We start from the raw sequence: 9,529 nt of genomic DNA on the forward strand, positions 1-9,529 counted from the left end.
GTCCACACATCTTGCCAACGGTGCCAACTCACCGCCGCCCCCCAACCAATCGTCTGTTGCCATGATTGCGCGGCAGGCGATCGTGAACGCGCAGCACATGGTGGTGGGCTATGAGCTGTTCAACCGCTCACGCACAGGCGCAGGGCATACGGCCGCCACCGATGTCATTTTGGTGTTCACCGCGCTCTCCCATGCCGGAACCGAAGAGCTGGTGGGCAAGAAGCTCATCTTCGTCAACTGCACCCATGAAAGCCTGGCGGGTGGTCACCTCGAACTGTTGGACCCCGACAAAGTCGTGCTCGAAATCCCCCCCTTGGGCCATGCCGCCAGCGCCGAGGTGGTGGCCCGCCTGCCCATTCTGGCGGGGTTGCGCGAACGCGGCTTTCACCTGGCGTTCAACCACACCGTGCTCGAATCCGCCTACGCGCCCTGGTTGCCGCTGGCAGACTACATCAAGCTGGATCTGTCGGTACTCGCCCCCGACCAGCTGGCCGTGCTGATCAGCTATGCCGGCCGGCATTCGCAGGCCGAGCTGATTGCCGAGAAAGTGGAAACCGCGCAGCAATACGACATGGTTTCCAGCCAGGGCATTGATCTGTTCCAGGGCTACTGGTTCGCCCGCCCCGCGCTCGTCGAGGCCAAGCTGCTCCCGGCCTCGCAGGCCAGCATCATCCAGCTCATCAACCTGGTGCGCAAGCAGGCCAGCACGGACGACATCGAGGAAGTGCTCAAAAAAGACGCGGGACTGGCCTTCAACCTCATGCGGCTCATCAACTCCTCGGGCTTTGGCCTGAACCGCGAGATCACATCCTTCCGCCAGGCAGTGATGCTCATGGGCCTGAAAAAATTGTTCCGCTGGGCGGCCCTGCTGCTGACCGCCTCGCGCTCCAGTGGCACGCCGTCGCCGGTGGGCCACACCGCCGTGGTGCGTGGGCGGCTGATGGAACTGCTGGCCCTGGAAACCCTGCCCCCTGAAGAGGCCGATCTGGCGTTTGTGGCGGGCATTTTCTCGCTGCTGGACGTGATGCTGAACATGCCCATCGAATCAGCGCTCGGCCTGCTGAGCGTGCCCGATGAGGTCGCGGACGCCCTGCTGCGGCGCGAAGGCTTCCTGGGCGACCTGCTCACGCTCGCCGAGGCCTGCGAATCCAGCGATGACGCCGTGTTTGACCGTGCAGCGGGCACCCTGCACCTGTCCAGCCAGCAAATCAACTTTGCCCATCTGCAGGCACTGGCCTGGGCGGACCAGCTCACGGACTGACCTTGCGGGCAGAGCCTCCGGTCTAGAATGGACCGGACCCCCCGCAACACCCTTACCAGCGTATCCATGTCGAGCACCAACGAACAAGACATTCCGCAAGCCGAAGTGGCTGCCCCAGACGGCACAGAGACCGACAATCTGGCCATCATTGCACGCCAAGCCATCGTGGACGCCAACCGAGCAGTCTATGGTTACGAGCTGTTCGACCGCTCCACGGCGTCGGACTCACATACCGCTGCCAGTGATGCCGCACTGCTGTTCAATGCCCTGTCGTATGCCGGCACCGAAGCACTGGTGGGCAAGAAGACCGTATTCATCAACTGCACGCATGAAAGCCTCGCCGGCGGGCACCTGGAGCTCATCCACCCCGACAAGGTGGTGCTCGAAGTGCCCCCACTCGCCGACAGCGCCACGGCCGAGGAAATTGAAGCCCGGGTGGCCACACTGGACGCCTTGCGCACCCGGGGTTTCCGGCTGGCGTTCGATCAACATGTGCTCAAGCGCAGCTATGTGTCGTGGTTGCCGCTGGCGGGCTTTATCAAGCTCGACATGCAGGCCTTCAAGCCCGAGTTGGCGGGACCGCTGGTCAAATTTGCCGGCATGCACAGCCAGGCCACGCTGATTGCAGAAAAGGTGGAAACCCCCGAGCAATACCAGTTGATGGCGGATCTGGGGGTCAAGCTGTTCCAGGGCTACTGGTTCGCCAAACCCTCGCTGGTGAAGGCCACCACCATACGCCCGTCGCAGGCCACCATCATCCAGCTCATCAACCTGGTGCGCAAACAGGCCAGCACGGCCGAGATCGAAGACCTGCTCAAGAAAGACCCCACGCTGTCTTTCAACCTGCTGCGTTTCATCAACTCGTCGGGCTTTGGCCTGTCGTGCGAAGTCACGTCGTTCCGCCATGCCGTGATGATCCTGGGCCTCAAGAAGCTGTTCCGCTGGGCAGCCTTGCTCATGACCACGTCGCGCGCAGGCGGTCCCCCGCCGGCCGTGGGAACCACTGCGGTGGTGCGTGGTCGCCTGATGGAGTTGCTGGCCGCCGAGTTGCTGCCACCCGAGGAATGCGACAACGCCTTTGTGGTGGGCGTTTTCTCACTGCTGGATGTAATGCTGGGCGTGCCCCTGGAAAAAGCCCTGGAATCGGTGGCCTTGCCCCAACCCGTGACGGACGCACTGCTGCACGGCACCGGTGTTTTTGCGCCGTTTCTCGAACTCACACGCGCCTGCGAAAGCGGCGACGAGGCCGCATTTGCCAAGGCCGCCGAGTCCTTGCACCTGTCCAACCGCCAGGTCAACTGGGCGCACCTGCAAGCCCTCACCTGGGCGGAAACGCTGAACGAAGACTAATCCGGTCACCGTGCCGCCCACTTCCAAAGGGGCGGCACGCGCGGCGTGAAAGGCCCCGCTCCGAGGGGAAAAAAAGAAGCAGCTTTCGGCTGCCCGCCCCCCAGAGTCAGTTGGCCTTGATGCCCGCGCTGCGGATGATGCGGGCGTTGCTCTCGGATTCCAGCGCAATCTGGCGGGCAAATTCGGCCGCCGTGCCGCCCGTGGGCACGTTGTCGGTGGCATCGAGCTTGCTGCGGATATCGGGCAGTGCCAGTGCCTTGTTCAGCTCGGCATTGAGCCGCTCCAGCACCGCAGCTGGGGTCTGAGCTGGCGCGTAAATGCCAAACAGCGATGACATGTTGGCAGCAGGCAGGCCCAGCTCCGCCAGCGTGGGCACGTCGGGCAGGCTGGCCAGCCGCGCAGGGGCACCAACGGCCAGTGGCTTGAGCTTGCCCGCTTTCACATGCTGCTGCACCGCAGGGCCTGCATTGGTGGAAAGCACTTCAAACTGCCCGCCGAGGGCATCGTTCATCTGCTGGCCGCCCCCCTTGTAGGGCACATGGGTGATCTGCACCTGTGCGCTGGCCATGATCTGCTCGAGCATGATGTGGCCCAGCGACGCCGGGCCCGAGGTGGTCCAGCGGATCTCCCCCGGCTTGGCGCGCGCGGTGGCCAGCAGATCGCGAAAATCCTTCGCCTTGCTGGCCGGGGTGCCCAGCAACAGCACGGGCGAATACATGACACTGACTACGGGCGCAATGTCTTTTTGCGGGTCAAACGGCGATTTGCCCAGATGGGGGTTGAGTGCCAACGGGCTGATGGCGGCAAAGCCCAGGGTATAGCCATCGGGCGCTGCCTTGGCCACGGCATCCACGCCGATGCTGCCACTGGCGCCCGCCTTGTTCTCAATGACCACCGGGGTCCCCAGCTGCACCGCCAGCTTGTCCGCCAGCGCACGCGCCACCGTGTCGCTCACCCCACCTGCGGGGTAAGCGACGACGATGCGGATGGGCTTGGCGGGCCAGGCGGCCGTTTGGGATTGGGCATGGGCCAGTGGTGGCACCAGGGCGCTCAGGCACAGGGCGGCCAGCAGGCTGCGACGGCTTTTGAAGGGCATGACGGCTTTCGGTGTTCAGGGAAAGCTGCCGATTTTGGCGCAGATCGCGCGGGCCTGCCTGCACCGTTCAACCGTTATCCCCGCTGCCACCCCGTTACCGCCGTCACCCCCGGGGGTGGTGGCGTGAATGCAGCGCTTTCAGGCGCTCGCGTGCCACATGGGTGTAGATGGTGGTGGTGGAGATATCGACATGCCCCAGCAACAGCTGCACCACCCGCAGGTCGGCCCCATGGTTGAGTAGATGCGTGGCAAAGGCGTGGCGCAGCGTGTGCGGGGACAGCGGCACGGTAATGCCCGCCACTGCCGCCCACTTTTTGACGATCATCCAGAACATCACGCGCGTCATGCCGGCGCCCCGCTGGGTGACAAACAAGTCCTCGGTCTGCTGGCCGCCCAGAATCATGCCGCGCGACTCCTGCAGGTAGCGCTCGATCCACAGTCGCGCCTCCTCTCCAAACGGCACCAGACGCTCCTTGCTGCCCTTGCCCATCACCCGCAATACGCCTTCATTCAGGCCAAGCTGAAAGGTCTTGAGCGTGACCAGCTCGGTCACGCGCAGGCCGCTGGCATACATCAGCTCCAGCATGGTGCGATCGCGCAGGCCCAGCGGCGTGCCCACGTCGGGCGCATTGAGCAGCGCCTCCACCTGTGCCTGCGACAGGGTTTTGGGCACGCGCAGCGGCTGGCGTGCCGCCTCCAGCCGCACGGTGGGGTCGGCGCTGATGCGGCGCTCACGCAGCGCCCAGTGAAAATACCGCCGCAGCACCGTCAGGCGCCGGTTGGCCGATGTGGCCCGCGTTTGGGCATGGCGCTCGGCAAAATAGGCCTGCAGGTGGTGCTCGGCCGTGTCATCCAGTGCCAGTGCGGGTTGCTGGCCAGCCAGCCAGGTGCCATACAGCGTGAGGTCGCGCCGGTAGGCGGCCAGCGTGTTGCGGGCCAGGCCGTCCTCCAGCCAAAGGGCGTCCACAAAGGTATCGATGGCGGTCAGGCTGGCAGCAAGCATCTAAAAACGATAGCACGTAAAAAAGCCGCCCGGACTGCGGGCGGCTGGCGTGGCAAGCCGCCGGATTATTCCAGCGTCAGCTTCTGCTTGGCCACCACGTCTTTGTACACCGCGTACTCGGCCTTGATCTGCGCGGCAAACTGGTCGGGGGTGTTGCCCACGATGATCGAGCCTGTTTCTTCAATGCGCTTTTTCACGGCCGGATCCTGCAGCGCCTTGCGCACTGCTGCGTTGACCTTGTCCACCACCTCCTTGGGCAGGCCCTTGGGCCCGACGATGCCGTAGTAGGCCATGCGGTTCACTGGCTCCAGGCCCAGTTCCTTGAAGGTGGGCACATTGGGCAGCGCCGCCACGCGCTCGGGTGCAGCCACCACGATGGGCACCAGGCGGTTTTCCTTGATGAAGGGCAGTGCTGAAGGCAGGTTGTCAAAAATCATGGGCACCTGACCGGCCACGGTGTCGTTCAGGGCGGGGCCTGCACCACGGTAGGGAATGTGGGTCACGAAGGTACCGGAGAGGTTCTTGTACAGCTCCATCTGCAGGTGGCCAATGCCGCCCGTGCCCGACGACGCGTATGAATACTTGCCAGGGGACTTCTTGACTTCGGCCACGAACGACTTGTAGTCCTTGGCTGCGAAACTGGGGTGCACCGCAATGATGTTGGGCGTGGCCGCAATGTTGATGATGGGCGTGAAATCGGTCAGCGGGTTGTACGGCGTTTTGGGGTTGATGGCCGGATTGGCCGCCGTGGTGGACACCGTGGCCACGCCGAGCGTGTAGCCATCGGGTGCCGACTTGGCGGTTTCGTTGGCGCCCACGATGCCGCCGCCACCCGATTTGTTTTCCACGATCACGCTTTGGCCCAGCGCGCGGCCCAACGGGTCTGCAATCACGCGGGCAATGATGTCGGTGGTGCCACCGGGTGCAAACGGCACTTGCAGCTTGATGACCTTGGTGGGATAGCCCTGGGCCGCGGCGCTGCCAGCAGCGGCTGCAAGGGTGAGAGCAAGCCATTGACGACGGTGCATTCAGTTCTCCTTTGTGTGGATAAAAGACCCGCCTATCGTATGCGCAACGCATGGCGCTCAGACCTATGGATTCCCCATAGGGGCCAACCCGCACACAACGGCCCCCTCGGGTATTCTCACCGCCGTGAATTACGCCCAGCTCCTCCTCCCCGATTTCACCCTCATCCTCTTCGGCTACCTGGTTTGTCGCTACACCGCACTCAACCGCTCGGTGTGGCAGCCGGTGGAAAGCCTGGTGTACTACCTGCTGTTTCCGGTGCTGCTGTTCCAGTCCATCGTGAGGAGCCCGGTGGACATCGGCGCCGCGTCGGGCCTGATTGGCGCGGGCCTGCTTTCTGGTCTGGCGGGCATTGCGCTGGCCTACAGCCTGCCGCACTGGCCCTGGCTGGGCAAGCGGATTGACGCCCGCGACCACGCAGCCAGCGCGCAGGTGGCGTTTCGCTTCAACTCCTTCATCGGTCTGGCGCTGGCCGAGCGGCTGGCCGGCGTGCAGGGCCTGCTGCTGATTGCCGTGCTGATCGGTGTCTGCGTGCCCTTGTTCAACGTGGCCGCCGTATGGCCCATGGCACGCCACGGGCAGCATGGCTTTGTGCGCGAACTGCTGCGCAACCCGCTCATCATTGCCACTGCCTCGGGGCTGGTGGCGAACCTGCTGGGCTTTCGCATTCCCGAGTGGCTGGAGCCCACGGTGAGCCGCATCAGCGCGGCCTCGCTGGCACTGGGCCTGATGGCGGCGGGCGCGGGCATGCAGTTCGGCCTGCTCACGCGCAGCAAAACGCTCAGCACCGCCGTGCTGGCCATTCGCCACCTGGTGCAACCGCTCATCGCGTTTGCCATGGCGCAGCTGTTTGCGCTCAACCCGGTGCAGACCACCGTGCTGCTGGCGTTCTCGGCCTTGCCCACGGCCTCCACCTGCTATGTGCTGGCCGCGCGCATGGGCTACAACGGCCCGTATGTGGCGGGGCTGGTGACACTGTCCACGCTGCTGGGCGTCGTCAGCCTGCCTTTTGCGCTGGGATTTTTGCGATGAAGACTCAACCACTCCCACCCGAAGCGTACGGCCTCTCCCGCCCCTCGCACACTTCGCGCCCCTCGCGCCGGCGCGTGCTGGCGGCCGGCCTGGTGAGCGCGCTGCTGGCACCGCTTGCCGCCTGTGGCCGCAAAGCGCCGCGCGCCCAGCCCATTGCGCCCGGGGCCACGGTGCTGGCCCTGGGCGATTCGCTGACCTCGGGCGTGGGCGCATCACCCGACGCCGCTTACCCCGCCGTGCTGCAGCGCCTGACAGGCTGGAAAGTCATCAATGGCGGCGTCTCAGGCGACACCGCGGCACAGGCGCTGGAGCGACTGCCCGCGCTGCTGCAAACGCACAGCCCCGCGCTGGTGATCGTGAGCATTGGCGGCAACGATTTTTTGCGCCGCCAGAGCGCATCGGTCACACGCACCCATGTGCGCCAGATCTGCGAGCAGGCCCGCGCCAGTGGCGCGCAGGTGCTGCTGGTGGCCGTGCCCGAGCTGTCGCTGATGGCGGCGGCAGGCCGGTTGAGCGATCACGCCATGTACGAAGAGATTGCCAGCGCACTGAAGATTCCGCTGCACAGCAAAGGCTGGGCTGATGTGCTGGCCAGCGAGCACCTGCGCGCCGACAGCGTGCATGCCAATGCGGCGGGCTATGCGCAGTTTGTCGAGGGGCTGGTGGTCACGCTCAAAGCCGCAGGGCTGCTGGCAACGGGCTGACTACTCCTGTTTTTATAGCTGCTAGCGCTTGTTTTAAAAGGGCTAGAGGCACTTTTCACTCAAATTCAAGCGCCCACGCCACATGTTCGCGCACCAGTTCGCTGGGGTCTTGCGCCCGTGACTGCAGCGCCGCGCGCACGGCCCCGTCACCCGTGGCACGCAGCGCGTTGCCCAGCGCCACGGCCACGTTGCGCAGCCAGCGCTCGTGGCCAATACGGCGGATGGGGCCGCCCTCGGTCATGCGCAAGAAGGTGGCCTCGTCCCAGGCAAACAGATGCACCAGCTGCTGGCCCGCCAGGCCCTTGCGCTCGTCAAAATCCGGCAGGCGGCTGACCTGCGCAAACTTGTTCCAGGGGCAGATCAGCTGGCAGTCGTCGCAGCCATAGATGCGGTTGGCCATCAGCGGGCGCAGCTCCAGCGGAATCGGCCCGGCGTGCTCGATGGTCAGGTACGAGATGCAGCGCCGCGCATCCAGCCGGTGCGGCGCAATGATGGCCTGCGTGGGGCACACGTCGATGCAGGCGCTGCAGCTGCCGCAGTGCGCAGTGACGGGCTCACTCGGCGCCAGCGCCATGTCCACGTAGATCTCGCCCAAAAAATACATCGAGCCCGCTTCGCGGTTGAGCACCAGCGTGTGCTTGCCGCGCCAGCCCTGGCCGCTGCGTGCGGCGAGTTCGGCCTCCAGCACCGGCGCCGAATCGGTGAAAACGCGGTGACCAAAAGGGCCAATGGCCTCGCCAATGCGGTCGCTCAGCTTTTGCAGTCGCGCACGCAGCACCTTGTGATAGTCGCGCCCCCGGGCATACACCGACACAATGCCTTCTTGCGGGCGCGCGAGGCGGGCAAACTCCACGGCCTGCCAGCCGCCATGCGCCTGCATGGACATGTCGCGCGGCAGGTAGTCCATGCGCGCGGTGATCACGCTCACGGTGCCCGGCACCAGCTCGGCCGGGCGGGCGCGCTTGAGGCCATGCGCAGCCATGTAATGCATGTCGCCATGGAACCCTTGCGCCAGCCACTGCATCAATCCGGGCTCGGACGCAGACAAATCCACGCCCGCCACGCCAATTTGGGAAAATCCCAGCTCACGGGCCCACTCCCGCACTTGAGGAACGAGTTGACTGTTGCACCACATATCGGCCGGATTGTAGAAACCTCCGCCCCACAAGCCCCTGCCGACGGCGCGCGCGTGCTGAACTGGCGCAGCGAAGACGACACGGCGGCATGGGCCCGCACGCTGGCCGCGCAGCCCTTGCTGGCCAATGCCTTCCTCACGCTGCATGGCGATCTGGGGGCCGGCAAGACCACGCTGGTGCGCCACCTGCTGCGCGCGCTGGGCGTGCAGGGCCGCATCAAAAGCCCCACCTATGCCGTGGTTGAGCCACACGAGGCGCCGGGGCTCGCCCCTCACGCCACGACGGTGTGGCACTTCGACTTCTACCGCTTTGACGACCCGCGCGAATGGGAAGACGCTGGTTTCAGGGACATTTTTGCCAGCCCGGGCCTCAAGGTGGCAGAATGGCCAGAAAAGGCTGCGGCGCTTACTCCGCTTGCCGACCTTGCTATATACATTGAAGCAACTGACGAAACCGACAGGAAGGTCACGCTGCTGGCCCACACGCCCCTGGGCCGCAGCCTGCTGCAAGGAATGAACGCATGACACCCGACCCCGGCCCGCTGCACCCCTCCCTGCCGTCCGCCCCGTCGCGCCGCACGCTGCTGCAGGCTGGCAGCCTGGTGCTGCTGCTGGGCACACAGCAAATTGCGCGGGGCGCCACCATTTTGGCGGTGCGCGTGTGGCCGGCGCCCGAGTATTCGCGCGTCACCATCGAATCCGACGGTCAACTCACCACCAAGCAGTTTTTCGTTACCACCCCGCCCCGCCTGGCGCTGGACATTGAAGGCATCGACCTGAGCCCCGAACTGCGCGAGCTGGTGGCCAAAGTCAAACCCGACGACCCCAACATTGCCGGCATCCGCGCGGGCCAGAACACGCCGGGGGTGGTGCGTCTGGTGATTGATCTCAAGCAGGCTGCGCTGCCCCAGGTGTTTACGCT

Annotated in this window: 10 protein-coding genes; 6 read left to right on the plus strand and 4 right to left on the minus strand. The window is 65.1% G+C overall.

What is annotated here, in order from left to right; all coding sequences use genetic code 11:
• Positions 1 to 61: 61 nt before the first annotated feature.
• Together DTW89_RS17660 and DTW89_RS17665 are read left to right on the plus strand one after the other, a co-directional pair.
• Positions 62 to 1,261 carry an EAL and HDOD domain-containing protein gene (locus DTW89_RS17660; protein WP_114656882.1) on the plus strand — a complete coding sequence of 400 codons (1,200 nt, stop codon included), beginning with the start codon at positions 62 to 64 and terminating at the stop codon, positions 1,259 to 1,261.
• A gap of 66 nt (positions 1,262 to 1,327) precedes the next feature.
• Positions 1,328 to 2,611 carry an EAL and HDOD domain-containing protein gene (locus DTW89_RS17665; RefSeq protein WP_114656883.1) on the plus strand — a complete coding sequence of 428 codons (1,284 nt, stop codon included), beginning with the start codon at positions 1,328 to 1,330 and terminating at the stop codon, positions 2,609 to 2,611.
• 106 nt (positions 2,612 to 2,717) lie between these two features.
• On the opposite strand, the gene DTW89_RS17670 is transcribed toward DTW89_RS17665, so the two are convergent.
• The 3 genes from DTW89_RS17670 to DTW89_RS17680 all read right to left on the minus strand — a co-directional run bounded on the left by DTW89_RS17670 (position 2,718) and on the right by DTW89_RS17680 (position 5,738).
• Positions 2,718 to 3,707, minus strand: a complete 990-nt coding sequence (locus DTW89_RS17670) for a Bug family tripartite tricarboxylate transporter substrate binding protein (protein ID WP_114656876.1) — start codon at positions 3,705 to 3,707, stop codon at positions 2,718 to 2,720.
• 103 nt (positions 3,708 to 3,810) lie between these two features.
• Positions 3,811 to 4,710: a site-specific tyrosine recombinase XerD gene (gene xerD / locus DTW89_RS17675; protein ID WP_114656877.1), complete on the minus strand. Its 900-nt coding sequence runs from the start codon at positions 4,708 to 4,710 to the stop codon at positions 3,811 to 3,813.
• 65 nt (positions 4,711 to 4,775) lie between these two features.
• A complete protein-coding gene (locus DTW89_RS17680) occupies positions 4,776 to 5,738 on the minus strand; it encodes a tripartite tricarboxylate transporter substrate binding protein BugE (protein ID WP_024814512.1) in 963 nt (320 codons plus the stop codon).
• Between the two features lie 124 nt (positions 5,739 to 5,862).
• On the opposite strand from DTW89_RS17680, the gene DTW89_RS17685 reads away from it, so the two are divergent.
• Both DTW89_RS17685 and DTW89_RS17690 read left to right on the plus strand, forming a co-directional pair.
• The gene (locus tag DTW89_RS17685; RefSeq protein WP_114656878.1) at positions 5,863 to 6,768 is read left to right on the plus strand and encodes an AEC family transporter; all 906 of its coding nucleotides are present in this window, start codon (positions 5,863 to 5,865) and stop codon (positions 6,766 to 6,768) included.
• Positions 6,765 to 7,472: a GDSL-type esterase/lipase family protein gene (locus DTW89_RS17690; RefSeq protein WP_114656879.1), complete on the plus strand. Its 708-nt coding sequence runs from the start codon at positions 6,765 to 6,767 to the stop codon at positions 7,470 to 7,472. Before DTW89_RS17685 ends, DTW89_RS17690 begins: the two co-directional genes overlap by 4 nt.
• Before the next feature lie 55 nt (positions 7,473 to 7,527).
• Here the strand turns inward: DTW89_RS17690 and queG are convergent, their stop codons facing one another.
• Positions 7,528 to 8,607 carry a tRNA epoxyqueuosine(34) reductase QueG gene (gene queG, locus DTW89_RS17695; protein WP_236637199.1) on the minus strand — a complete coding sequence of 360 codons (1,080 nt, stop codon included), beginning with the start codon at positions 8,605 to 8,607 and terminating at the stop codon, positions 7,528 to 7,530.
• Here queG and tsaE point away from each other — a divergent pair.
• Positions 8,590 to 9,132: a tRNA (adenosine(37)-N6)-threonylcarbamoyltransferase complex ATPase subunit type 1 TsaE gene (tsaE, locus tag DTW89_RS17700; RefSeq protein WP_114656884.1), complete on the plus strand. Its 543-nt coding sequence runs from the start codon at positions 8,590 to 8,592 to the stop codon at positions 9,130 to 9,132. The genes queG and tsaE overlap by 18 nt on opposite strands.
• A partial coding sequence (locus DTW89_RS17705) for an AMIN domain-containing protein (protein ID WP_114656881.1) occupies positions 9,129 to 9,529 on the plus strand: 401 nt, incomplete at its 3' end. The genes tsaE and DTW89_RS17705, both read left to right, overlap by 4 nt.

Source organism: Acidovorax sp. BoFeN1, from assembly GCF_003345135.1.
GTDB lineage: Bacteria > Pseudomonadota > Gammaproteobacteria > Burkholderiales > Burkholderiaceae_C > Acidovorax > Acidovorax defluvii.

What these genes read in the sequence shown, in the direction of transcription:
- DTW89_RS17660 (WP_114656882.1), top strand. Translation starts at nt 62, where the DNA reads ATGATTGCGCGGCAGGCGATCGTGAACGCGCAGCACATGGTGGTGGGC.
- DTW89_RS17665 (WP_114656883.1), top strand. Translation starts at nt 1,328, where the DNA reads ATGTCGAGCACCAACGAACAAGACATTCCGCAAGCCGAAGTGGCTGCC.
- DTW89_RS17670 (WP_114656876.1), bottom strand. Translation starts at nt 3,707, where the DNA reads ATGCCCTTCAAAAGCCGTCGCAGCCTGCTGGCCGCCCTGTGCCTGAGC.
- xerD (WP_114656877.1), bottom strand. Translation starts at nt 4,710, where the DNA reads ATGCTTGCTGCCAGCCTGACCGCCATCGATACCTTTGTGGACGCCCTT.
- DTW89_RS17680 (WP_024814512.1), bottom strand. Translation starts at nt 5,738, where the DNA reads ATGCACCGTCGTCAATGGCTTGCTCTCACCCTTGCAGCCGCTGCTGGC.
- DTW89_RS17690 (WP_114656879.1), top strand. Translation starts at nt 6,765, where the DNA reads ATGAAGACTCAACCACTCCCACCCGAAGCGTACGGCCTCTCCCGCCCC.
- queG (WP_236637199.1), bottom strand. Translation starts at nt 8,607, where the DNA reads ATGTGGTGCAACAGTCAACTCGTTCCTCAAGTGCGGGAGTGGGCCCGT.